Source organism: Pseudomonas sp. 65/3-MNA-CIBAN-0223 (genome assembly GCF_040310425.1).
In the GTDB taxonomy this organism is placed as follows: domain Bacteria; phylum Pseudomonadota; class Gammaproteobacteria; order Pseudomonadales; family Pseudomonadaceae; genus Aquipseudomonas; species Aquipseudomonas gregormendelii.
The window spans coordinates 147,580-171,287 of record NZ_JBEOPV010000003.1 but is presented as its reverse complement, the minus strand read 5'-3'; the positions used below and the strand labels follow the sequence as shown (position 1 = coordinate 171,287).

Sequence of the window (23,708 nt, the reverse complement as noted above, 5' to 3'; positions counted from 1 at the left end):
TAAGGCCATACCTTCTGGCTGATAATAGGCCTGACTAGATCGGTATTGGACACTTATTAATAATTCGATCAACTATTTGTGCTGCGAGACGTGTCAATAGGCCTGCTGCACCAGTGTCATGCGGCCACCCGCCAACATCAGGGCGCAGTACAGCCCCAGCTCTGCCACCTGGGCGTCAGAGAAAAACTCCCCGAGTCGCAAGAAATGCGTGTCGTCGATCTCCAGGTAATCGCTGGCAAACAACTCGGCATAACGCAACGCGGCACGTTCGGCTGGCGTGAAGGACTCGCTGTCCGTCGCCATGCACGCAATATCCTCTTCAGTAACTGAGTCGGACTTGCGCGCCAGTTGGCAGGCCTGGCAAGTGGTGATGCTGGCGATTTTCAGCCGCACCAACTCGCGTAAACGCTCATCGAGCAGGCTGTCGCTGTGCAGGCTCTCCATCAAACCCAGCCAGGCCAGGGCTACCTTGGGTCGGTGAGCCCAGACCTGCACCGGCGTCGTTGAACTGAGCATGCGACTGCGCCGGCCCCGCTCCACCGCGTCTTGCAACGCAGCCGGCATGGCATCCAGTGGGATCAGCGGTAGGCGCGCCATCTCAATCGAGCCGTTCGATAATGGTCGCCGTGCCCATGCCGCCGGCGCAGCAAATGGCTTGCAGGCCAAAACGCCCGCCGCGGCGCTCAAGCTCGTTCAACAAGGTGGTCATCAAGCGTGCACCACTGGCGCCCAATGGATGACCGAGGGCAATAGCGCCACCGTTGACGTTCAACTTGTCGTGCGACACACCGGTCTCCTGCATCCAGGCTAGCGGCACCGAGGCAAACGCTTCATTGACCTCGAACAAGTCGATGTCGTTGATGTTCAGCCCGGCCTGGCTCAACACCTTTTGGGTGGCAGCAATCGGCCCGGTGAGCATTAACGTCGGATCGGACCCGACGGTTGTGAACGCCACAATCCGCGCTCGAGCCCTGAGCCCGAGTTTTTTCGCGGTTTCGGCACTCATCAACAGCAATGCCGCTGCTCCGTCGGAGATCTGTGACGAGTTGCCAGCGGTGATTCGACCGGTGTCCGGACGAAAACTGGTTTTTAGCGTCGACAGTTTTTCCCGCGATGTATCACGGCGAATGGTTTCGTCCTCGCGCAACACAGCAACTGGCTCCGTCAGCACTTGCTCTCGTAGCTCCTCGACCGCAACCGGCACTATTTCATTATCGAAATAACCAGCATCGGACGCCGCGGCAGCACGCTGATGGCTGGCAAAAGCGAAATCATCCAGCGCATCGCGACTGAGCGCCCATTTGTCGGCGATACGTTCAGCAGCCTCGCCCTGACTGGTCAGTTCATAGCGTTGCACTGCCATCCAGCCAAACGCTTCGCCGTGAATTTCACGGTTACTGCCCATGGGCACGCGGCTCATGTTTTCCGCACCACCTGCCACCACGATATCAGCGGATCCAGCCGCGATGGCGCCAACGGCCAAATGCACGGCCACTTCGCCCGACCCACATTTACGGTCGATGGTCAGGCCCGGCACGGTGACCGGCCAACCGGCACCGAGCAAGGCTGTACGGGCGATGTTGGCGGACTGCTCGCCAATTTGCGTGACATTGCCAAATATCACATCGTCGACCAACGTCGGCGACACATCGACCCGTTCCAGCAACCGGCTGAGCACCAGCGACCCGAGGTGATCGGCGCGCACGCCGGCCAGGCTGCCGCGGAACTTGCCGATTGGCGTGCGTACCGCATCAACTATGACGATGTCTTTCATAACGCACTCGCCTTGAGCCCTGAACCTGGTACTTGTTTACCGTCTTCGTAGCGGTAAACCCCCTGCCCTGACTTTCGCCCCAGTCGCCCGGCAGCGACCATTTTGATGATCAGCGGGCACGGCCTGAATTTCTCACCCAGGGTCTGATGCAGATAACGCAGAACAGACAGCCGCGTATCCCAACCAGTCAGGTCACCCAGCTCCAATGGGCCCATCGGATGGTTAAAGCCCAGGCGCAGAGCCGTGTCGATGTCTTCAGCGGTCGCGGTGCCTTCCTGCAGCATCCACATTGCCTCGTTGCCCAACAGCGCAGACATGCGACTGGTGGTCAATCCTGGTGACTCATTGACGATGATCGAGGTTTTGCCAATCTGCTCGCACAAGGTACGCGTGCGCGCCACGACCTCATCACTGGTAGCCAGCCCCCGCACGAGCTCCACCAGTTTCATTTTGTGCACCGGATTGAAGAAGTGCATGCCGATCACGCGATCTGCACACTCCACTGACGCCGCAATTTCGGTCACGCTCAGGGCCGACGTATTGGTCGCTATAATCGCGTCCGGTGCCAGCAGTGGCGCCGCTTGCGCGAGCACCGCCTTCTTCACTGCCAACTGCTCTGAGACTGTTTCAACCAGCCAATTGGCGCCACTCGCCGCTTCAGTCAAGTCGCTGCAGGTCAGTAGATTGGCCAACGATTGCCGGGCTTTTTCTTCGCTGACTTTGCCCAGGCGCACGCCATCGGCGAGGATTTTTTCGATGCTCGCCCTGGCGTTTGTCAGGGAGGCGGCATTGGTATCGACCAACAAGGTACTGAAACCGGAGCTGGCGAACGCATGCGCAATACCGGTGCCCATCAGACCCGCACCGACGACGACTACTTTTTCTTTATTGGCGTTCATGTTTGGCTCTCGATTAGGCGCGGTTCTTTTTACTGACCACATTGCGCAACGTGCCAATGCCTTCGACGCTGGCTTCGACCACATCGCCTTCCTTGAGGAACAGACCGGTGCCCATCCCCACTCCCGCCGGCGATCCCGTGAACAACACATCGCCACAGGCAAAACTCGAGCGCTGCTGGACAAAGCGGATCAGATGATCAACACCCCAGGTCATTTCGCCGGTGGAGCCGTCCTGGCGCGTCTCACCATTTACTTTCAAGGTCAGGCGCAGCGTTGGTGACCCTTGCGCAAATTCATCCTTCGTGACGATCCAGGGACCAAGTCCAGTAGTCCGATCCTGGCTTTTGGCCGCGAACAGATCCATGCCGATGCCCGCCGGCCCACTACGCTGCAGATCGCGCGCGCTGACGTCATTGCCGACGGTGTAACCGAGCACGCAGGCAAGCGGGTTTTCCAGGTCAATCTCGTCAGTACCGATGACCGCCACCAATTCAACTTCGTGATCGAGCTCCTCAGTCAACGGTGGAAAGCGGATCGGGTCATTGGCGCCAATCAGCGCGCCATAAGCCTTGAGAAAGGCGACTGGCTGGGACGGCGCACTCAATCCAAACTCCACCAGATGCTTGGCGTAATTAGCGCCAGCCACGACCACCCGGTTGACGGGTTCTATCGGCGGCAACAGGCGCACTTTGGAAAGGGGGAGCGCTGGCCCGGCGAATCGCAACGAACTGATGCCGCGTCCGGCAGTCACGCCGGGCGCCCAATCTTTGAAATTGCCGGAAATTGGCGTCACCTGGTCCTGGGCCTCATCCACGACAGCCCAAAAAACGCCGGTAGCAAAATACTCACATCGTGCCAGCTTCATCAGGCACCTACCTTGCCCAACTTGGCAGGATCGATGTGCAGCAAGCGGCATGCGTTTTCATAGCGAATCTTGCGCAAGTCGGCGTCGGACAACTTCAGGCCATGGGTCAGGTCGTGACGCACGGCATCGCTACCGCCGAAGTTGCTGCCGTACAGCACATGGTCTGCACCGATGATATCGACCAACGCCTGGCGCATCGGTACTTCATGCAGCTCAACGTCGAAGTAGAAGTTTTTCATGTACTCGAGCAGCGGCTTTTTGTTGTATTTGACGTCGAGGTTCTCGTTGGTCTTGGCCAGACGACCGAGCTGGTACGGGACATAGCCGCCGCCATGGGTGATGTACACCTTAAGGTCAGGGAAGCGATCCAGTACGCCGCCGCAAATCAGGTTCCAGAAACAACGGCTTTCGTCGTACTGCATGCCAACGATGGCGGTGGTTTCGTAACGGTCGTCGTTGGCGTTCTTGCCCCAGGTGACCGACTGGTTGTAGCCGTGAATAAACATCGGCAGATCCAGATCACAGAGGGTTTTCCACACCACGTCGAGTTCCGGCGAATCGAACTCCAGGCCGCCGAAGTTGGCGCCGCCAGCGACCAGACCTTTAGCGCCCAGTACGGTGCAGGCGTAGCGCAATTCAGCCGCCGCCGCTTCTGGCGCATTCAAAGGCACGTGAGCCCAGAACATCAAGCGATCAGGAGCTGCGGAGCAGTATTCAGCCAATGTCTCGTTGACGGTACGGGCGAAAGGCACGGCGAATTCGGCTTCGGTCCAGTACATGTAGCAGTGGGACGGTACGGACACGACCTGCAGGTTTTGTCCCGCCGCATCCATGCCAGCCAAGCGCACTTTCGGATCAGCCCAGCGCGCAAAATACTCTTCAAGCTTGGGCCCCTTGCCGGAGCGCACGGCAGCCTTACGCTCTGGCGACCCAAGACCGAGAATCCAGTCACCGACACGCAGCTTGATATCGCCATCGGCGTGCTGCTCAAAGAACGGCCCCCAGTGAGGGTGCTGGTTGTAATAGCCAGGGTGCGGTGCGTGGGCGTGAAGATCGATAAGCATGTCTAGGTACCTCGAAGTTGGCACTTTTTGTTGGTTATTTGTGCGGTGCCTTCACGTGGCCTGGATCAAATTGCCGCGAAAAGGGGAAGCCGACGGCTCACTGCCAAGACCAGAGCTTAAGATTAAATTGAGCAGAAATCAAAATACTGTTCAATTTATTTTATTTGCGCGCGGAGAGGCCTGACCCAGAGCCCTCGACTCGCGTCGAAAAATGCTTAGAGGGGTCCAAAACTTCGAGTCAGCCTCGAAAAAGAGTGGAATGCAGGAGGGGAAAAATTAGCGTACGGAAACGCAAAGCCCCCGATAAACGGGGGCTTTTGTTTGCGCGATGGGTAGTTCTTTAAGGTCAGCGGCGGGTGCGCGAGGTAGAACCCATGATCAGCGCGCCCAGGAGTTTTTTCACCCGGACCGGGAACAATCGACGCCCCGCGGCTTCTGGCACGAGGATTTCGCTCAACACGTAACGAATGATCATTTCGCAGATCAGCTCACGGTCAAGACGCACCCCGAGGCGTTCGTCCCAGTCGTCGAAAACGATGCCCAGGCCATCCTGAAAGCGCACGATCGAATCGTGGAAAATCCGTCGGAAGAAGCCCAGCGCGTAGTCGGGTGCAACCACCAGAAGACGCCGAGCCCGACTTTGCTCCAGGTAGTTGTCGAGATAGGCAAACAGCGCATTCAAGCGCGCTTCAGGATCACTGATGTGACCGAGTTCCTGGGACAGCGAGCTGTGAAAGCTTTCGCGCTTGTGGCGTGAAAAGGTGTCCAGCAAGTCCTCTTGCGAAGCGAAATAGCGATAAAAGGTGCCACGGGAAACGCCCGCTACCTGGCACACATCCAGGATCGAAATACGATCCGCGCCAGACATCAGCACGACTTCCTCAGTGGCTTTAAGGATGTTGGCAATGGTTTCTTCCGAACGGCGATTCGGCTTGACTTTGGTTCCTGCCACTGAGTTGGCAGCAGCACGTCGCTCGACGGGTTTAGCCGGGCTCGCCCCTGCTTCAGGTGGCGCATTTTTTTTGGGTTTGCTAGCCGGCGCTGGCGCCTCTGCTTTCTTGGGTGCGGCTTTTGGCATGGCGTGACAGGCTCATGAAGAGTAAAGATTGTGCAACGTTAGCACAGGATCTGTGCATAAATAACACTATATGTTCAACTTATTGCTAAAGACATTTAAGACGTTTGTATTTAGAATCAGATTCTCTCTTCAAAATAAAATCAGGCAACCCGACCGCTTACGGATGCCTAAAGGAGAAAACTGATGGGTAGCAGTGGAAATCCAGACACCTGGGCAGTGGGAGAACGAGACACTGTCATTGACGCGTTAGATCGCGCGGTAGCAAGGCATCCAGACAAAATATTGCTGGATTTCAGCGGTGAGTTATACACATATGCTCAGGTTGACTCACTTTCCACCAAGATGGCCAACGCACTTGCCACCCTGGGCGTCAAGGCCGGTGAAACCGTGCTGACGATGCTGGATAACAATATCGATGCCGTCACCACCTGGCTGGCCATCAACAAGCTCTGCGCCGTGAGTGTGCCGATCAACACCGCGCTCAAGGGCGAGTTCCTCCGCCATCAGATCGCCGATACCGGCACCTCGGTGGTAATTTGCGAAGCAGCCTACCTGCCACGCATCACCCCGCTCGCCTCACAACTGCAGGACGTCCACCACATTCTTCACCGTGGCACCCTCGAAGCAGTTCCTGATTGCCCGATTCGTATTGCGCCACTGGATGAATGGCGTGGCCATGACGCCACCCCACTCGTCAATAAACCGCAACCTTCAGACCTCGCCTGCCTGATTTACACCTCGGGTACAACGGGCCCTTCCAAGGGCTGCATGATCAGCTACAACTTCATGTGCAATCTGGCGCGCCTGCAACTACGTGCCGGTCCGGCCAGTGCCGACGACGTCACCATCACGCCGCTGCCGCTGTTTCACATGAATGCGCTGTGTGTATCCATCATTGCCAGCATTCTGGTGGGCGCGCGCGCCGCCATTCTTGCGCGGTTCTCGGTCTCGAATTTCTGGCCGGAAGTGGAGCGCTCGGGCGCGACCATTGCCTCGATCCTGGGTGGCATGGGCGGCCTCCTCGCCCAGGCGCCAGATAACGAAGCGATGTTGCGCTGCGTCGGGCAGATCCATACCGCCCGTGGCAACCCTTATACCGAAGAAACCAAAAAGATCTGGCGCGAGCGCTTCGGCACCAAGCTGGTAGGCGGCAACGGCTATGGCCTGACCGAAGCCTGCGTTATCACTTCGCTGGCTGCCGGGGAATACGCCGCGCCCGGCTCGTCGGGTAAACGTATTGCAGATTTTGACGTTAGGATCGTCGACGACCTCGATCAGGAAGTACCGCCCAACTCCCCTGGCGAAATCGTGGTGCGCCCGCTCCGTCCCGACATCATGTTCCAGGGCTACTGGCGTCGTCCGGAGGATACCCAGAAGCTGATGCGCAACATGTGGTTCCACACCGGCGACGTTGGCAAATTCGATGATGATGGCTTCTTCTACTTTGTCGACCGCAAGAAGGACTACATGCGTCGCAGGGGGGAGAACATTTCCAGCTTTGAAATGGAAGCAGCCTTTGCTTCTCACCCGGCACTGGCCGAAGTGGCGGTGCATGCCGTGCCTTCTGATAAAGGCGAGGATGATGTGAAGGTGACTGCCGTACTGCATGAAGGCGTGACGCTAGACCCGGAGCAGCTGTTCCATTGGGCCACCGACTCGGTGCCCTACTATGCCTTGCCGCGCTACATCGAGTTTCGCAGCAGCTTGCCGAAAAACCCGCAGGGGCGGGTGTTGAAGTATCTGCTGCGCGATGAAGGTAAAACCGCCGCCACCTGGGATCTGGAAACCACATCGATCGTGGTGTCCAAAAAGTAACGGTCCTGCCCGGTATGTCTCGTCGATCCAACGTCGAAAGCCCGCTTTGAAGCGGGCTTTCGCGTCTCTTGGGCCTGGAGCCTTCTTTGCAGGAGCGAGCTTGCTCGCTCCTGCATCAACCGGGGTAATCAATACTCGCGCACGGGAATGCCTTTGGGGCGGGAGTTGTAACCGGGTAAGTGCAGGCCACCATCGACGTGAATGGTCTCGCCAGTGATAAAGCGCGACATCTCCGAAGCGAGGAATACCACCACCGGCCCGATATCAGCTTCAGGCTCGCCACAGCGCCCCAACGGACGCATCGAAGCGGACATTTCGGCAAACCCCGGGTTCTCTGCAGCGAGTTTGTGAAAGGTCGCACCCATCGCAGTCGGTGCGATGGCATTGGTTCGAATGTTGAACCGCCCCCATTCAGAAGCCGCGCTACGAGTCAGCCCCACGATCGCTGCCTTTGCCGTGTTGTAGTCGCCGTGCAACCAGGCGCCGATCTCGATATCGATGGAATAGAAGTTGATAATCTTGCCGCCGCCTCTCGCTTTCATGTGGGGCAGTGCGGCTTTCATCGCCCACCAGGCCGCCCACACTGTAGAACCGAGGGTTTTCTCCAGCATCGCGTCGGTTTTTTCTTCCAGAAGGACATTGGGTGTTGGCGCAAAGGCGTTGTTAACCAATATGTCCAGACCACCGAACTGATCAACGGCCAATTGCACGGCAGCTTCGATATCGGCCTTGCTGCACACGTCGGTCTTGATGAACACCGCTTGGGCACCCAGCGCTTTGAGTTCGGCGACTATGGCCTCGCCACTGGTGACATCCAGCTCGGCGACCACCACAGCAGCGCCCTCTTTGGCAAAGTTCAGCGCGATACCGCGGCCTATTCCGCCACCTGCACCGGTAATCAACGCGACCTGTTCGTTTAGCAGTGCCATAGCCACTCCATTTCTTGTTTTTTAGTGAACATTTTTGGTTATAGTGTTCAAATATAGCTGATTTCGTCAGCCTGAACAGCATTGAAGCAAGGATATTGAGGATGAGTGTATTTCGTCGCCGCGTAGACATCATTGCTCATCCCGGCAATGGCACGGGCGAAGTCCGAGCCGCGCTGGAAGACGACTTCCACCACTTCCGTGTCTGGGTCTGCCACCATCAAGGTGAAGTCACCGCCATTGGCGGCGAAGCGCTTCGCTACCCTTATTCCTTGTGCCCTCAGGCTTGCGATCAATTACAGCACCTGGTGGGCATGAAACTGGACCGGATAGCCCACTCGGTCACCCGTCAGACCGATGCCAGTCATCAATGCACCCATCTGCTGGACCTCGCGGGCCTCGCTGTCGCGGCGGCCGCTCGAGGCCCCCACCAGCGCCGTTATGACATCAACGTCGGCCAGCGTATTGCCAATCACACTCGCGCTACGTTGCTGTGCGACGGCGTTGAAAAGCTGAGCTGGGAAGTCGATGGCACCCTGATCGAAAGACCAGCCCCCTACTGCGGCATCAACCTTCGCGAAGGTATGGCACGCTGGGCACTGAGCACCCTCAATGAAGAAGCCGCCGAAGCGGCTCTTTTGCTTCGCCGCTGCACCCTGATTTCGATGGGGCGTGCGTACAACCTCGACGCCCAGATTCACGCCGCTACCAGCGCCCTCTGCTACAGCCAGCAACCCGAACGTGCGGAGCAGGCACTGCGCATGAAAGGCTCGACTCTGGATTTCAGCCACGAGCAGCTCAAGTTGTGCGCAGAGGATCAGCAATGGCTGAGACAACAGCAATAGCCGCTTCGCTCTTGCGTCAAGAACAGAGCGGCCAATGCCTTCAAGGTACGGCGATCCGGGTTCAAACCAGACCGCCGGTACGAACTAGAGGAAGACGGCCAGATTGGGTGTTCCAAGCACCGCCTGGTCAATGATGACTTCGCGCCGCGCCAACTTGAATCCCACTTCACTCAGGCGCAGCACATCACGCCGTTCGCCACTGATAATGTCGACGTGGTGGTCCTTGAACCGGCTACGGGTCAGCAGCAGGTAACTGGTCACCACAAACTCATCGCTCTTGTCGGTTTCTTCGACAAACACGTTGGTCACCAGACGTCGGGTACGCGAAGGAGGATCTTCCGCCCAGGCACTTTTGCCGGACAGGCGCAGGATTCGGCCCATGATCGAGCGGTAGTCATCGTGGTAATGCTGAACGCTGCGCACGATGGTGGTTTTCAACTCGGCGGCCAAGCGCGTCTGGCGTAGCGGCACTGTGTACACCAGGTCGGTGTCCAGGCGTTCGGCCCACTCCTGCAGGCGAATCTGGTCCAGCAGCGTGGCTTCCTCGTAGAGAAAGGTCACCACATCGTTGTAAATCGGCGAGCCTACCGGTACTCGCTTGGTACCGACTGGGGAACCCGGCTGGATATCCTCCACACCGCGTTGTTGAACCTGAGCCATGAGTCATTCCCTCACTTTTATTCTTGTTAATGCGGTTTCCAGCAACTGCGGCCCCTCAGGACCGCAGTCATACCAGGCGTAACAGACGCTTTACTTGTCGTCCGATGCAGTCATCAGCTCATGCCAGTACAACCACCAGTGCCACTGGGTATCGTCCTTGGTGAAACCTTCGTTGACGATGCCCGGGCCAGGCCAGCCTTCCGGCGCCCCCGTTTCAAAGACTGCCTGGTACTTCATCGTGCTCTTGCGGCCCATCGCCCCCTTGGCAGCCAGCGTCATGTGCGGCCAGGTATCGGAGTCATCCTGCTCGACCATGCCGGACGTGCCGAACAGCTGGATGGTTTGCTTGAGCATCTTGTCGCGCAATTCCGGGGAAGCGTCTTTCTCGGCAAATACCCAGTTGACGAACTCGAGCTTGTCCGGACCTTGCGGCACGTAGGCGTGCAGGGTCATCGAGCCGACGACAGTGCCATCCGGCTGCGGAATGTAGACAAAACCGAAAAGAATGTTCGGGAACATTCCACCGACTTGCGGCGGCATGCTGGTGAGCACTTTCAACTGATCTTCGGTCAAGTTGCGTGCCAGCTGTTCGACCATGTCGGCGGTCATGCCGGCAGGCGGCAATGCTTCGAGCTTCTGCTGCACACTCAACTCTGCCGGATCGAGGCCGGTCAGGCGCTTGATCTTGCGCGCCAGGTCGATGCAGCGCAGGGCATGGCCATGGGGCGAGCTGATTTCAACTCCGATCATTTCCGGGCTGAGGTCGGCTGTTTCACCCTCGCCTTTCTTGGCGTAATTGCCCACTTCGCCCAGCCAACGGTGCAAGGTCAGTGTGTGGAAACCGTCAGCCGCCGATTGCTCGCCAGCCGTTTTCCAGTTGGCGTTAACGATAAAGCGCTGCGGTGGGCCGAGTACTTCCATGCCCTTGTCGGAGCGGCAGAACAGCATGTCGTAATACCACTTGGCATCGCCGAGGAATTCGTCAAACGACGGCCCATCGATATTCCAGGTCGCAAAGACCAGACCGCCGTACAGCGTGACCCGTGCCTTTTTCAGGCCCAGTTCTTCTTTTGGCAGCATCTTGCCGTGCATGCACTCACGCTCGACGGGTGAGCCGACAAAGTCGCCATTCGGGCGGAAGGCCCAGCCGTGGTAGATGCATTTATGAATTTGCGTGTTGCCACAATCGGCGGTGCTGATGCGCATGCCGCGGTGCGGGCACACATTGAGGTTTACAAACACCTCGCCCTCTTTACCACGGGCAACAATGACCGAGTCGGAGCCCAGGTCGCGGACCATGAAGTCCCCGGAATTGGGGATCTCCGACTCGTGACCCAGGAGTACCCAGATCTTGCCGAAGATTTTTTCCATCTCCAGCTCGTAGATTTCGCGGTCAGACAACACGCGCATTTGTACTTCACGGCTAGAGGGATAGATGAGGTCAGAGACCTTGGTTCCATCAGACAATACGGGGCTTGTTCTTGTTAGCATGATTGCCTCCTGATCAGAGCGTCACGACAGTAGTCGCAGCGAAATATAAGACACTTTCTCTATTTATGTACATAGAATTCACTTTGTACTTGTAAGTGAATTCTTCCGTCATTCACGTACGCGTCAATCCTTGTTCGATGCCTTGCCCGCTTGAGTGCGCAGCACACCAATGCCGTCGATCTCCAGTTCAACCACATCGCCAGGCTTCAAATAACGCAATTGCTCCAGGCCGCAGCCGTTGCCGACCGTGCCGGAGCCCAGAAACTCGCCGGGGTACAGGGTTTCCGAGCGGGACACGTGGGCAATCACGTCTTCGAAACTCCAGCGCATATCGCGGGTATTGCCGCGCCCCCACTCCTCGCCATTGACCCGGGCGACCATGTTCAGGTCATAGGGATCACCCAGCTCATCGGCTGTCACCAGACAGGGGCCCATGATATTGGCGGTATCAAAATCCTTGCTCTTGGCCGGGCCGAGCATGCCGGGCATTTCCAGGGCCTGGGCGTCGCGGGCACTCATGTCGTTGAAGATGGTGTAGCCGACGATATGCGCCCGGGCGGCTTCACGGCTGATGTCCTTGCCGCGCTTACCGATGTAGCAACCGAACTCCAGTTCGAAATCCATCGCCCGGCTGTAGCTCGGCCATTGAAATTCATCGTCGATGCCAATCACCGCGAAACGGTTGCCCTTGTAGTAAATAGGCTGCTTGTTGAAAGTCTCGATGACCCGATCGTCAGCGCGGGTGTTCATCGCTTTCAGCGTGGCTTCCGGGTCTTCGGTACGCAGCGCACGGGCACGACGGGCCGCCGCGAAGCTCTGGCGCAGATGCAATTCGAAGCAGGAACAGTCGCGCATTTGTGGAGGCGGCTGGATCGGTGCACGCAGCTTCACGCTGGCACGCTCCAGCACCGCCGCCGAGGGTGCCTTAGCGACCAGTGAGCGGGCCAATTCCAGCGCCGGTTCGCCGGCCTCTACCAAAGCCAGAATGCTGCTCAACGCCACACTGTCACGACCTTCCAGCAAGCGGTAAGCGTGTTGCAGGTCGAGTACCTGCTGATCCCGATTGAGCAATGCACCCGCGCGCTCAAACCCTTCGGCGTCGGTATACGTCACCAGTCTCATACGCGACCACTCACGGGGAGCAGCGCACCGGTTACTGCTGCGGCTTCGTCGGATAAAAGAAACGCCACTACCGCCGCCAACGCCTGCGGAGTGACCCAGCGGCTGCTGTCAGCATCAGGCATGTCGGCGCGGTTGGCGGGGGTGTCAATGATGCTCGGCAGCACAGCGTTGACCGTTACACCACGATCCTTCAGTTCCTCGGCCAACGCCTCGGTCAACCGGGCCACACCGGCCTTGGAGGCGGCATAAGCCCCCATACCTGTTGCGGCTTTGACAGAGGCCAGCGCGCCAATGTTGACGATGCGCCCGGCCTTGGAATCCAGCAGGTGTGTCAACGCGGATTGAGAACTGACCACTGCGGTACGTACGTTCATCTGATAGAGGCGATCCCAGGTCAGCAGGCTGCCACCTTCGACGGTCTCCCAGGCAAACCCGCCCGCGACATTGACCAAACCGTCGATGCCACCCAAATGCCCCGCGACCTGCTCGAACGCAGCGCTGGCCGACTCGCTCGAAGTCAGGTCGACACCACCCAGGCACAGCAGGTTTTCCGTATCCAGCAAGGCAGCTGGGGCCTCGCTACGATCCAGCAACGCCACCCGGGCGCCTCGCGCCAGCAGAAATTTGCCAAGTGCGCTGCCGAGGGCACCAAACCCGCCGGTGACGACTACCCTCTTGTCCAATAGTGATTGGGACATCGCGAAATCCTCTTGTTGTTGTTTTACGGCGCGAACGGTCGATTCGCGCCTTTGTCCGGATGAATATATGACACTTTTAGAAAATATGTACAAATGATACCGTATGACTTCAAGTCAAACACTCACCTGCGGACCGCTGATGCCTAGAAAACTGCCTGCACTCAACGCCGACAACCGCGCCTTCTGGCAAGGCGGTCAACAGGGCGAACTGCTCGTTCATCGCTGCGCAGCCTGTAGCCGGTATTTCCACCCGCCCGCCCCGCTCTGCCCGCATTGCGCAAGCTTCGACGTGGCGCCGCAAGCGGTGTCCGGCAAGGGCACCGTACTTAGCTTCACCATCAACTATCAACCCTGGACCCCCGACCTGGAGGTGCCCTATGTGGTGGCGATCATCGAGCTCGTTGAGCAACCCGGCTTGCAGTTCGTGAGCAACGTGGTGGGCATGCCGGTCACGGATGTACATATCGACATGCCGGTACGGGTCAGCTTCCTCAATGTCGAGGATGTGTGGTTGCCTCTGTTCGAGAAGGATCAGTGATGTTCGATCATCGTTATGAAAAAGACGTAGCCATTACCGGTATCGGGCAATCAGAGATCGGCCGACCGTCTACCAAGTCAGCGATGCGCCTGACCCTGGACGCCTGCCTGGAAGCCATTGCGGACGCCGGCCTGCAACGTAGCGACATCGACGGCGTGGCCTGCTGGCCGGGTGATAACAACAATGGCGACCCGTTCTCACCGGTCGGTCCCAGTGCGCTGAAGAGCGCCCTTGGGCTCAACGTCAACTGGTTCGGTGGCGGTTATGAAGGGCCCGGCCCGCTTACCGGGGTCATTAACGGGGCCATGGCGATTGCGGCGGGCCTGTGCAAGCACGTACTGGTGTTTCGCACCATCACCGAAGCGTCAGCCCGTATGCTCAACAAACAGGCCGGCGCACTGACCAACAAAACCCAGGGTCGCGACAGCAGCTACGCCTGGCAGTGGTTTACCCCGTTCAATGTGCAATCGGGCATCAATCTGATGGCGTTGTATGCCCAGCGTCACTTCCATGAATACGGCACCCGACCGGAGCAGCTGGCGCAGATAGCCCTGACGTGTCGCCAGAACGCCATGCGCAACCCCAAGGCGCTGTACCGCACGCCGATGAGCATGGACGACTACATGGCATCGCGAATGATTTCAACGCCTCTGCGCATGTTCGACTGCGACGTGCATTGTGATGCGTCCACCGCCATCATCCTGTCCCGTCGTGATATCGCCCAGGACCAGCCAAATAAACCAATTCGCATCGAGGCCATGGGCGCAGCGTTGAACCAGCCCTGGTCGTGGGATCAGATCTCCCTGACCAAAATGGCCGCCTTCGATGTTGGCGAGATGATGTGGGCACGCACCGACTACACCCCGCAGGATGTTGAATCTGCGCAGTTGTATGACGGATTTTCGATCTTGACCCTGATCTGGCTTGAAGCCCTGGGCCTGTGCCCCATTGGGGAAAGTGGCGCGTTCGTCGAGGGTGGCACGCGCATCGCACTGGAGGGCAGCTTGCCCATCAATACCAATGGCGGGCAGCTGTCTGGCGGACGCACCCACGGCCTGGGTTACGTGCATGAAGCCTGCCTGCAACTGTGGGGTCGTGCCGAAGGCCGGCAAACCCGCGAACACCGCGTCAGTACGGTGGCAGCCGGAGGCGGCCCGCTGGGGGGTAGCCTGCTACTGGTTCGCGAGTAACGGCGCGCCTCAGTAGAGTACGCCGGCCACTTCGCTGCAGAACTCGATCAGCGCCTTGCCCAGTTCGGCAAGGCCCTCTTCATCCCGTTGGCCACGGAACATCACCGCTGACACGGTGAAATCGATGCTGTTGGTTGGTGAGAAGACCGGCGCCGCAATGGCAAGAATCCCCCCCGAAAAATGCCCATCGTCCATTGCCCAACCGCGCTCGGCGGCCTCTCTCACTTCTTCGCGATAGACCTCGAGCGACAGCGGCTGGGCCCAGCGAATCGTCTCGAAACTGCTCTGTACTTCCGGATCGTCGAGGTCGATCTGCGTAGCGAACAACCGGCCGCTGGCGCCCATCAGAATTGGCAGACGCTGACCTTCAGCCATGTCGATACGCACATCGGTCGGGCTCGCGGCGGAACTGACAATGACGATGCGGTCAGGGCTCATTTTGCGCCACAGGGTGATGGTCACCCGCTGGCGTGCAGCCAGGTTCTGCAACAGGGGTTTGGCCATTTGCACGCGGTGACCCTGAGTCACCAATTGTTCAACCAGGCGCGCCAGGCCCAGGCCCACGGTGTAACGCTTGGAAAGGGCACTGAAATCGACCACCTCCTCTTGCACCAGGGTGCGCAGGATGTTGAAGCAGGTACTTGGATTGATTTTCAGTTGCCGGGCGATGTCCACTGAACGTTCCGGCGTGCCCACCTGACTGAGATAGCGCAAGATGCGTATGGCGTTGGATACAGGCTTGACGAGGGTTGCGCCGGCCGATTTGCTGCTGTCGTTGACGTCAGTGAGTTCCATGCCCAATCCAGTAACTTTAGAGTGGCGCCATTCTAACCTGAGAATGATTGGCGCCGTAAAAGTTTTATCTGGGAATTACTCGAACACTTCAATCGGTTAATTTCACTGGCGGCTGATAGATCAAACGACGGGTTTGCAGATCTTCGCGACGAAAACGCTCGATGAGACGCTCTTGGGCCTGGTCGGCCTGGGTCACCCGAACCTGTTGGCGCAAGTATTCCAGCCATGACTCGACAATAAAGCGCTCGCTGTAGAGTTGCGGGTCCGCCATGTCGCGGTACAAACGCCAGTTTTGCGCACCGTTGCGCCGTCGCGCCTTGCCTACCGCGTATACGGCAGCCAGAAATTCATCGCGGTCCGGCGCCGCCACCTGGTACACAATCTCCACCGATACCGGTCCTTCGGAATGGGACACCGGACTGGCCAGCTGGAGTGTGTCGGTCAACTGCACCTCGGCAAAGTCTGCTTCCTGGCCCAGTTCCACATGGCCATTTCGGGTCAGCGCGATGCCGACCAGCAACAACAGTGTCGAGAGCAGCAAGCTCTGGCTCAATCCCAGATACTCGGCCAATGCCCCCCATATCGCACCGCCGGCCGCCATCGCGCCCATCAGGATCAACACATAGACCGATGCGACCCGTGCGCGCACCCAATTGGCGGCATAGGTTTGCACCACCGTTGAAATGGTCGCGTTGACCGCCATCCAGCCGAACCCTGCCAGCAGCAGCATTGCGCAGACCGCGTAGCGGTTGTTGGATAGCGCGGCAGTGAGGGTGGCGAGGGCAAAGGAAATGGCGCCGCAAACCAGCAGATGACGCATGCCCAATACGCGATACAACCGCGGCAAGCTCAGCGCAGCCAATACTGCACCGGCACCAAGAAACGCCATGAGCAAGCCATAACCACCAGCGTCCATACCCAATTCCTGCTTGGCCACCAGTGGCAGCAAGGCCCATAAAGCACTGGCACTCATGGTGAACACAAGAACCTGCTTCATGGCGCTGAACAGGACCGCTGAATGCCGGATATAGCGCAGGCCACTGCGCATGCCACCGGTCAGGGTTTCCGGTGGCAAGCCCACGGCAGGCGGGTTGGGCGCGATACGAAAGAGGAAGAGGAGCACCGCGAACATACACAGCGCGATCACCAGAAATACCGAGGTCGTGTTCCAGTATGCAATCAGTGCACCCGCCAACGCGGGGCCCAAAGCCCGGGTGGCATTGATGGAAATTCCGTTCAAGGACACTGCAGCCGGCACCTGGTCGCGAGGCAGTACGCCGACCATGGTCACCATCCACGCCGACATGCCCAGCGCACTGCCAGTACCGAGCACAAAGGTAAACGCCAACAAGCCCCAGGTTTCCATGTGCGCGCTGTACGCCAGCACACACAACACCAGTGCGGCGAACAGCATCATGCACTGGGTAATGATCAGCCAACTGCGACGGTCTACCCGATCGGCAATCACCCCACCGGGAAAGGCAAACAGAAATACCGGTAGGGTCACGGCGGTTTGCACCAGAGAGACCATGGCTGCCGACGTCGTCAATGTGGTCATGATCCACGCCGCGGCGACCGTCTGCATCCAGATAGCCATGTTGACCACTGCGGCTGCCAGCCATAAACCGCGGAACGCTTTGTTGCGAAACGGCGCCCACGCCGAACCCTCGCTCATCATCACTCCTCAGCGGCTACGCCAGTCAGTTTCAGGGATTACTTGTCCAGCGGCTGACCCAGTCGCCCCGCCGCACGGGCGGGGATGAGTTGGCGTGGCGCAGCGATGGTATTGCTCTGTCGACCGATACCTGCAATCTCAGCCTCGACCCGATCACCCGGCCGTAAAAAACGCCCGCTTTCCAGTCCTACGCCGTGGGTGGATCCGGTAAACACCAGGTCGCCAGGACGCAGACTGATGCGTGCATCCAGATAATTGAGCAACTCATCCAGGGGAAAAATCATCTGCCGGGTATTGTCCTGCTGGCGCAGTTCATAGTTAACGCTCAGGCGCATATCTAAAGCCGGTTGCCCCGTTACACCCAGTTCGTCCGCGGTCACGATCCATGGACCTACCGGTGTGGTGCGGTCCATGGCTTTCTGGGTCAACAGGTCCAGACGACCAATCTGCTTGCCGGCATCGCGCGCACTTATGTCATTGCCCACCGTATACCCCAGCAGGCAGTCGCTGGCATGCGGTTCATCCAGCAACGGGCGGCCCACTACGGCGACCAGTTCCACCTCGTAATCAAGCTGGGTGGTCAGCGGCGAATAATCGATCTCGTCATAGGCACCAACCAGCGCTGACTCCGGTTTCATGTACGCCAACGGGTGCGCCGGAGAATCACTGCCAAGGCGCTTGAGGTGGCTGAGGTAATTGAGGCCCACACCAAAAACCCGGCTACCGGGTTCCAATGGCGCAAGCAGGCGCGCAGCCGACAACGGCAACCATTCGCCACTCGGGTCGAGGGCGTCTGGCGCAAGATCCGCCCCTAGCCCGGCCCAGTGGGCGAAAGGAGCATTAATTCGCCGAAAGCAATCAGCTTGCGCATTCAGCAACGCCCAGAACGCTTGCCCGGCAACTTCGACCCGCGCCAGACGCATGTCAGCGCTTGGCCAAGTAGGTCGGCAGGTACTCGGCGTCGAGCACTTCTTCCGGCGTCTTGACGCTGGCGCCGAGAATTGGCCCGACCATTTCGTGGCCCCACAGGCTGAGTTTTTCTGGATTCAGCTCATAGGGATCGCCTTGCCATGGCTCGATTTCAGCAATGGTCTCGAAGGCGAACCCGGACGGATTGAAATGGTAGAACGACAGATGGGGGTCCTGGGCATGTTGGCCGAGGGTCATCATCATCGGCAGTTCACGCTGACGCACGATGTCGTAGGTCTCACCGACATCACGCACGTTGCGTACAAACAGCCCGACATGCTGCACGCCCATGCGACCCGGTCCGTGACCATAAGCGATGTCATGGCTGGTGTGATGGTTGAGTTTGGAGCGGAAGAAACCGGTTCGTCCCTTGCCCGCACCAGCGCCATACCAGCTGAAACCCATGACATTAAGCAGGAAGTCTTCCAGTTCCGGAGTGTAGTCCGGGGTGATCAGCACCACATGACCCGCACCCCGTTCGTCGGCAAGGAAACCACTGTGCGGGCGGCCCGGCTGGAACGAGCGCGGCAGCCATTTTTGCCCGTAAAACAATTCGTGCTGATACCCCACCGGGTCACGAAAACGCACTAATTCACGCACGCCACGCTTTTCGCACAGCTCAGCATCACCGCGAGTGAAGTCGACATTGGCGGCTGCCAGCTTCTTGATGCCGTCCTCGAACGCCATGCGCCCCACCGCTTCCCAACCGATGTAGACAATGCGGTCTACCTTGCCAGGATGAAAAGCGAAGCGATGCCGACGATCATCGATCTTGAAGTACAGCGAATCGGGATCACTCTCGGGGTTCTTGCCTATGCCAAAACCCATCACCTGAGGGCCGTACTCACGCCACGCTTGGAGATTGGGGGTCTCAAAGCCCATGTAACCGATACCGATGATGTCCACGTTATTCACCTTGTTATTGTTCGAGATGAAAGGGTGCCGGTAGCCCATGCCAGGGCGCCGCGCGTGCTAGATCGCGAGTAACCCGCCATCGATGACGAAGTCCGAACCGGTAATGAATGAAGCCTCATCCGAGGCGACAAAGACCGCCATTGCCACCACTTCCTCGGGTTCGCCGGGGCGATCCATCAATACGCCATCCAGCAGCATGGCGCGCATTTTGGGGTCTTCCAGAAAAGGCCGGGTGCCAGGCGTCGCGACAAATCCCGGGCTCAAACTGACCGCACGTATACCGAACGGCGCCCCTTCTACCGCCAACTGGCGAGTGAAGGACACCACAGCGCCCTTTGCAGCCGAATGCGCGGAAATGCCGGCCACTTTCGAGCCACCCCATGCAGCGGTGGACGATACATTGATGATCACTCCGCGCTGTTCGGCCAAGTGGTGCCATGCATATTTGGTGGTATAGAACAGCAGGTCGATTTCGTTGCGCATGGTGTACTGCCAATCTTCGATCGACAGCTCGCTGACCAGCCCGAAGCGTGCGGCGGAAGCGTTGTTGTACAGGATGTCGATGCGCCCGTGTTCAGCCACGGCGGCATCGATCCAGGCCTTGGCCTGTTCATGATCACCCAGGTCCACGGGTGCCGAGCCGTACAGGGTAAAACCCTCGGCCTGCATCAACGCTGCAGTCTCCTCGTGACCTTCGGCATTGAAATCGCAACCGACCACAATCGCCCCTTCACGGGCAAAACGTAGCGCCGCAGCCCTGCCCTGGCCGCCGCCTGTACCGGTTATCAGCGCGACCTTGTTTGGTAATCGACCCATTAGCACATCCTCACCTCAGTGGTTATCACGTTTGCGGCAGGCGCTCACGCCATCAAACGGCTTCGTCATCCGGGGTGATGGGCTCAAGCCAGATGGCCTCCGCGGGGCAAGCGGCTGCACCCTCACGAGCCTCCTCCTCCAACTCCGGCGGCACGCGGGCATCGTCGAGGTACACCATGCCATCGGCATCAAGCTTGTACAGGCTGGGGCAAATCGCAGCACACAAACCATAACCACAGCAGCGGCTTCGGTCGGCCACCGCTTTGAACTGCGCTTTTTCTGAACTCATTTTTTTCTCCTTTATCAGGTTCAGCTTTTGCAAATTATGAACACTTATTTATTTTATGTGCAATTAATTTTTAACGCGGATATGCTGAGGCTCATCCGCTGTCCCTGATCATTGCCTTGGCTTAAAAAAAGGGAATCGCAGCAGGATGTTGAACACGGCTGGCTTCAGAGTGATTCAACCGTGGGTGCAACGCATGAAATTCGTTTGTCCGTTAGTCAGATAGCTGCGCTGGACAAAGCCGAATTTCTGATTTTATTCTGATTAAAAAACCAGATTCTGTTCAAAGAATCTGCTGGCGGTGATTCACATCACCACTTGTAGCAGTGCTTGGCTCAACAAAACCTATAAGGAAGCCAACTCCATGCACCCGTCTAGAAACGAAGCGGCAATCGATCTGCGCGAATTCCGCCAAAGCTGGAAAATCCTGATTTTGTCGGTCGCCGGAGTGGCCATCAGCATCAACGCCGCCCTGCTCTATGGTTTCGGCACACTGGTCGTGCCGCTCGGCGATGCCTTTGGCTGGAGCAAAAGTGAGCTGCAAGCCTGCATCACCTTTCTGTTTGGCGGCGCGGTGGTGTCATTGCAGTTGGTGGGTTGGTTCAACCTGCGCTACGGCATGAAGCGCGTTACCGTTATTTCCCTGCTGTTGTTGTCACTCGGTTACCTGGCAACCACGCAGCTGACCCAATCGATCTGGTCGATGTACATCGCCTTTGCACTGCTGCCCATCGTCGGCATGGGCGCGCTGGCCGTAACCTGGACCCAGCTGATCAGTCTTTGGTTCGACAGCAATCGCGGCCTGGCGCTCGCCATTGGTCTGTCCGGGACTGGTGTCACTGCCGCCATCATTCCCCGGCTGATGGCCTGGGGCATCGAGCAATGGGACTGGCGCGCGGCCTTCGTGATTCTCGCGCTGCTCAATCTGTTGGTGCTGCTGCCGCTGATTCTGCTGTGGTTCAAACTACCCTCTGTTGCCGGTCACCGTGACGGCGGGCGTGCGCTGGAGCAATTGCCCGGCATGTCTTTTCGTGAAGGCATGGGCTCGCTGAAATTCTGGACCTGTAACCTGGCGCTCAGCCTGGTGATTTCTTCGATTGTCGGCATGGTCACCAGCACCGTACCCATGCTGCAAGCCCGAGGCCTATCCGCGGGGGACGCGGCCACCATTTTCAGCTGCTTTGGTATTTCGCTGATCTTCGGCCGCATGCTTATCGGCTATCTGCTCGATCGTCTGTGGCCGCCGATTGTGTCTGCGATCAGCCTGGTGCTGCCCGCTATCGGTTGTTTCATCTACCTGAGCCCGACCACCGAATTTGCCCCGCTCATGCTGGCGGCGGTGCTGGTTGGTTTTGGCGCCGGGGCGGAGTTCGATATTGCCGCGTTCCTGATTGCCCGCTACTTCGGCTTGCGCGAATACGGCCGCCTGTTCGGCGTGCATCAGGGCCTCAATACCGTGGCTTCGGCGCTGGCGCCGTTGCTCTTTGCGTACATGCTGGCGCGCACCGGATCGTATAACGCCATGCTGGTTTATAGCGCCGCCTGCTGCCTGATCGGTCCGCTGTTGCTACTGACCCTTGGGCGAGTGCCGCACTTCAACGTGCAAACCATTCCCAGCCAATCCTGAGCCCCCTAACAAGAATCGGAGCAGAACATGCCCACATTGACATTTATTGAACACAACGGCACCGCCCATCAAGTCAAAGGCGACATCGGCCAGTCGGTGATGCAAGCCGCGACCTTCGCCTCGGTGCCGGGTATTTCTGCCGACTGCGGTGGTGCCTGCAGTTGCGCCACCTGTCACACCTATGTCGACGAGGCCTGGCTGGGCAAGGTGCAAGCGGCGGAAGGCATGGAGAACGACATGCTCGAGTACGCTTTCGAACGTCGCGACAGCAGCCGCTTGAGCTGTCAAATGATCATCAGCGAAGACATGGACGGCATGGTTTTGCACCTGCCGTCGTCGCAATTCTGAATGCGCGTGAAGGAGTTCCCATGACCCTCGCCTCAGTCGTTATCGTCGGTGCTGGCCAGGCCGGATTTCAGGTCGCTGCCTCCCTGCGCCAGGAAGGCTTTGACGGGCGCATCACCCTGATCGGCGATGAGCCAGGCCTGCCCTACCAGCGCCCGCCATTGTCCAAAGCCTATCTGCTCGGCAAGATCCAGGCGACCAATCTGCTGTTTCGTCCTGCTGATTTCTACACCACCCAGCGCATTGAACTGCTGCATGACCAGGCGACCGCGATCGACCGCCTGAACCGACGCGTGGTGTTAGCCTCGGGTGCTGCTGTCAGTTACGACCATCTGGTACTGGCGACCGGAGCCCACAACCGCCCCCTGCCGGTTCCCGGCGCAGAGTTGCCGCAAGTGTTCGGTATCAAAACCAAAGCCGATGCCGACGCCCTGGCGCCGCTGGCGAAAGAAGCGCGCAACGTGGTGGTGATTGGAGCCGGGTTTATCGGCCTCGAGTTTGCGGCGGTGGCCGCTGCCCTAGGGGCTAATGTGCACGTACTGGAGCTGGGCGAGCGTCCCATGGCTCGTGCCGTGTCGCGGGAAATGTCGGAATTGTTTCGCCAGGCCCATGAAGCGTGGGGCGTCCATTTTGACTTCCGCCAGGGTTTAAGCCGCATCGACGGCGATAACGGCAAGGTGTGCGCGGTACAAACCGGTGACGGACGTGCACTCCCTGCTGACCTGGTGGTGTTTGGTATCGGTGTGATTCCCAATGCGCAGCTGGCGACTGAAGCCGGTCTGGACATCGAGAACGGCATCAAGGTGGACGCCAGCCTGCTGACCTCTGACCCGCAAATTTCCGCGGTAGGCGATGTCGCCAGCTTCCCGTGCCTGCAAAACAATGAGTTACACACCCGCCTCGAGTCGGTGCAGAACGCCATCGACCAGGCCCGCACAGTGGCTGCACGCTTGATGGGTAAACCGGCACCTTATAGCGCCCTGCCCTGGTTCTGGACCGATCAAGGCAACTTGAAACTGCAGATCGCCGGACTCTCGCATGGCTATGACAGTACCGTCGTGCTCGGTTCAGTCGAAGAACATCAAGCGTCTGTGCTGTGTTTCCGCAATGACCGTCTGGTGGCCGTGGAGTCCTGCAATCGCATGGGCGATCACATGGCGGCGCGCAAGATTCTTGCTCGCGCGCCCAAGCTGACGGCAGTTGAGGCCGCCACTGACGGGTTCGATCTGAAAGCTTGGGAAGCGGCCAACCGCGACTGAACGTCGTACTGATCTTTCACACCCGCTGCCGCGCCCGCCTTAAAGCTGACGCGGCA

Annotated in this window: 24 protein-coding genes; 7 read left to right on the top strand and 17 right to left on the bottom strand. The window is 58.6% G+C overall.

Annotated elements, in window-relative coordinates; all coding sequences use genetic code 11:
* Positions 1 to 93 precede the first annotated feature (93 nt).
* From AAEZ09_RS04105 to AAEZ09_RS04080, 6 genes are all read right to left on the bottom strand, one after another.
* Complete coding sequence (locus AAEZ09_RS04105) at positions 94 to 597, bottom strand: carboxymuconolactone decarboxylase family protein (RefSeq protein WP_169850674.1); 504 nt, start codon at positions 595 to 597, stop codon at positions 94 to 96.
* A 1-nt stretch (position 598) separates the two neighbouring features.
* A complete protein-coding gene (locus tag AAEZ09_RS04100) occupies positions 599 to 1,774 on the bottom strand; it encodes a thiolase family protein (protein ID WP_057005054.1) in 1,176 nt (391 codons plus the stop codon).
* Positions 1,771 to 2,673, bottom strand: coding sequence for a 3-hydroxyacyl-CoA dehydrogenase (locus tag AAEZ09_RS04095; protein ID WP_057005053.1), 903 nt, complete (start codon positions 2,671 to 2,673; stop codon positions 1,771 to 1,773). The genes AAEZ09_RS04100 and AAEZ09_RS04095 overlap by 4 nt, the downstream gene beginning before the upstream one ends.
* A gap of 13 nt (positions 2,674 to 2,686) precedes the next feature.
* On the bottom strand, positions 2,687 to 3,538 hold the full coding sequence (locus tag AAEZ09_RS04090) for a fumarylacetoacetate hydrolase family protein (protein WP_057005052.1): 852 nt from the start codon (positions 3,536 to 3,538) through the stop codon (positions 2,687 to 2,689).
* Complete coding sequence (locus AAEZ09_RS04085) at positions 3,538 to 4,602, bottom strand: amidohydrolase family protein (protein WP_020300781.1); 1,065 nt, start codon at positions 4,600 to 4,602, stop codon at positions 3,538 to 3,540. Before AAEZ09_RS04085 ends, AAEZ09_RS04090 begins: the two co-directional genes overlap by 1 nt.
* Before the next feature lie 346 nt (positions 4,603 to 4,948).
* Positions 4,949 to 5,680: a TetR/AcrR family transcriptional regulator gene (locus AAEZ09_RS04080; protein ID WP_057005051.1), complete on the bottom strand. Its 732-nt coding sequence runs from the start codon at positions 5,678 to 5,680 to the stop codon at positions 4,949 to 4,951.
* A 183-nt stretch (positions 5,681 to 5,863) separates the two neighbouring features.
* On the opposite strand from AAEZ09_RS04080, the gene AAEZ09_RS04075 reads away from it, so the two are divergent.
* Positions 5,864 to 7,495, top strand: a complete 1,632-nt coding sequence (locus tag AAEZ09_RS04075) for an ATP-dependent acyl-CoA ligase (RefSeq protein WP_057005050.1) — start codon at positions 5,864 to 5,866, stop codon at positions 7,493 to 7,495.
* Positions 7,496 to 7,623: 128 nt separating this feature from the next.
* Here the strand turns inward: AAEZ09_RS04075 and AAEZ09_RS04070 are convergent, their stop codons facing one another.
* Positions 7,624 to 8,424, bottom strand: coding sequence for an SDR family NAD(P)-dependent oxidoreductase (locus AAEZ09_RS04070; RefSeq protein WP_126588877.1), 801 nt, complete (start codon positions 8,422 to 8,424; stop codon positions 7,624 to 7,626).
* 101 nt (positions 8,425 to 8,525) lie between these two features.
* On the opposite strand from AAEZ09_RS04070, the gene AAEZ09_RS04065 reads away from it, so the two are divergent.
* Positions 8,526 to 9,266 carry a DUF2889 domain-containing protein gene (locus AAEZ09_RS04065; protein WP_057005048.1) on the top strand — a complete coding sequence of 247 codons (741 nt, stop codon included), beginning with the start codon at positions 8,526 to 8,528 and terminating at the stop codon, positions 9,264 to 9,266.
* A gap of 84 nt (positions 9,267 to 9,350) precedes the next feature.
* Here the strand turns inward: AAEZ09_RS04065 and AAEZ09_RS04060 are convergent, their stop codons facing one another.
* From AAEZ09_RS04060 to AAEZ09_RS04045, 4 genes are all read right to left on the bottom strand, one after another.
* A complete protein-coding gene (locus AAEZ09_RS04060; protein ID WP_057005047.1) occupies positions 9,351 to 9,926 on the bottom strand; it encodes an aromatic-ring-hydroxylating dioxygenase subunit beta in 576 nt (191 codons plus the stop codon).
* Positions 9,927 to 10,016: 90 nt separating this feature from the next.
* Positions 10,017 to 11,417 carry an aromatic ring-hydroxylating dioxygenase subunit alpha gene (locus AAEZ09_RS04055; protein WP_057005046.1) on the bottom strand — a complete coding sequence of 467 codons (1,401 nt, stop codon included), beginning with the start codon at positions 11,415 to 11,417 and terminating at the stop codon, positions 10,017 to 10,019.
* A 123-nt stretch (positions 11,418 to 11,540) separates the two neighbouring features.
* On the bottom strand, positions 11,541 to 12,539 hold the full coding sequence (locus tag AAEZ09_RS04050; protein ID WP_020300788.1) for a fumarylacetoacetate hydrolase family protein: 999 nt from the start codon (positions 12,537 to 12,539) through the stop codon (positions 11,541 to 11,543).
* Complete coding sequence (locus AAEZ09_RS04045) at positions 12,536 to 13,237, bottom strand: SDR family NAD(P)-dependent oxidoreductase (RefSeq protein WP_020300789.1); 702 nt, start codon at positions 13,235 to 13,237, stop codon at positions 12,536 to 12,538. The genes AAEZ09_RS04050 and AAEZ09_RS04045 overlap by 4 nt, the downstream gene beginning before the upstream one ends.
* 139 nt (positions 13,238 to 13,376) lie before the next feature.
* Here AAEZ09_RS04045 and AAEZ09_RS04040 point away from each other — a divergent pair, with 139 nt between their 5' ends.
* The gene (locus AAEZ09_RS04040; protein WP_020300790.1) at positions 13,377 to 13,775 is read left to right on the top strand and encodes a Zn-ribbon domain-containing OB-fold protein; all 399 of its coding nucleotides are present in this window, start codon (positions 13,377 to 13,379) and stop codon (positions 13,773 to 13,775) included.
* Positions 13,775 to 14,965 (top strand): thiolase family protein, encoded by a 1,191-nt coding sequence (locus AAEZ09_RS04035; RefSeq protein WP_020300791.1) that lies wholly within the window; start codon positions 13,775 to 13,777, stop codon positions 14,963 to 14,965. Before AAEZ09_RS04040 ends, AAEZ09_RS04035 begins: the two co-directional genes overlap by 1 nt.
* 9 nt (positions 14,966 to 14,974) lie before the next feature.
* Here AAEZ09_RS04035 and AAEZ09_RS04030 read toward each other — a convergent pair whose 3' ends face one another.
* The 6 genes from AAEZ09_RS04030 to AAEZ09_RS04005 all read right to left on the bottom strand — a co-directional run bounded on the left by AAEZ09_RS04030 (position 14,975) and on the right by AAEZ09_RS04005 (position 20,424).
* Positions 14,975 to 15,760 carry an IclR family transcriptional regulator gene (locus AAEZ09_RS04030; RefSeq protein WP_020300792.1) on the bottom strand — a complete coding sequence of 262 codons (786 nt, stop codon included), beginning with the start codon at positions 15,758 to 15,760 and terminating at the stop codon, positions 14,975 to 14,977.
* 88 nt (positions 15,761 to 15,848) lie between these two features.
* Positions 15,849 to 17,435 (bottom strand): MFS transporter, encoded by a 1,587-nt coding sequence (locus AAEZ09_RS04025; RefSeq protein WP_020300793.1) that lies wholly within the window; start codon positions 17,433 to 17,435, stop codon positions 15,849 to 15,851.
* A 38-nt stretch (positions 17,436 to 17,473) separates the two neighbouring features.
* A complete protein-coding gene (locus AAEZ09_RS04020; protein ID WP_020300794.1) occupies positions 17,474 to 18,358 on the bottom strand; it encodes a fumarylacetoacetate hydrolase family protein in 885 nt (294 codons plus the stop codon).
* A 1-nt stretch (position 18,359) separates the two neighbouring features.
* Complete coding sequence (locus AAEZ09_RS04015; RefSeq protein WP_032904513.1) at positions 18,360 to 19,310, bottom strand: VOC family protein; 951 nt, start codon at positions 19,308 to 19,310, stop codon at positions 18,360 to 18,362.
* Positions 19,311 to 19,376: 66 nt separating this feature from the next.
* Positions 19,377 to 20,135, bottom strand: coding sequence for an SDR family NAD(P)-dependent oxidoreductase (locus AAEZ09_RS04010; RefSeq protein WP_020300796.1), 759 nt, complete (start codon positions 20,133 to 20,135; stop codon positions 19,377 to 19,379).
* Positions 20,136 to 20,187: 52 nt separating this feature from the next.
* On the bottom strand, positions 20,188 to 20,424 hold the full coding sequence (locus tag AAEZ09_RS04005) for a ferredoxin (protein WP_020300797.1): 237 nt from the start codon (positions 20,422 to 20,424) through the stop codon (positions 20,188 to 20,190).
* Positions 20,425 to 20,785: 361 nt separating this feature from the next.
* Here AAEZ09_RS04005 and AAEZ09_RS04000 point away from each other — a divergent pair, with 361 nt between their 5' ends.
* From AAEZ09_RS04000 to AAEZ09_RS03990, 3 genes are read left to right on the top strand one after another with little or no spacing between them, the layout of a single operon-like run.
* On the top strand, positions 20,786 to 22,048 hold the full coding sequence (locus AAEZ09_RS04000) for an MFS transporter (RefSeq protein ID WP_020300798.1): 1,263 nt from the start codon (positions 20,786 to 20,788) through the stop codon (positions 22,046 to 22,048).
* A 27-nt stretch (positions 22,049 to 22,075) separates the two neighbouring features.
* Positions 22,076 to 22,396 carry a 2Fe-2S iron-sulfur cluster-binding protein gene (locus tag AAEZ09_RS03995; protein ID WP_020300799.1) on the top strand — a complete coding sequence of 107 codons (321 nt, stop codon included), beginning with the start codon at positions 22,076 to 22,078 and terminating at the stop codon, positions 22,394 to 22,396.
* 20 nt (positions 22,397 to 22,416) lie between these two features.
* Positions 22,417 to 23,652, top strand: coding sequence for an NAD(P)/FAD-dependent oxidoreductase (locus AAEZ09_RS03990; RefSeq protein WP_020300800.1), 1,236 nt, complete (start codon positions 22,417 to 22,419; stop codon positions 23,650 to 23,652).
* The last annotated feature ends 56 nt before the right edge of the window (positions 23,653 to 23,708 follow it).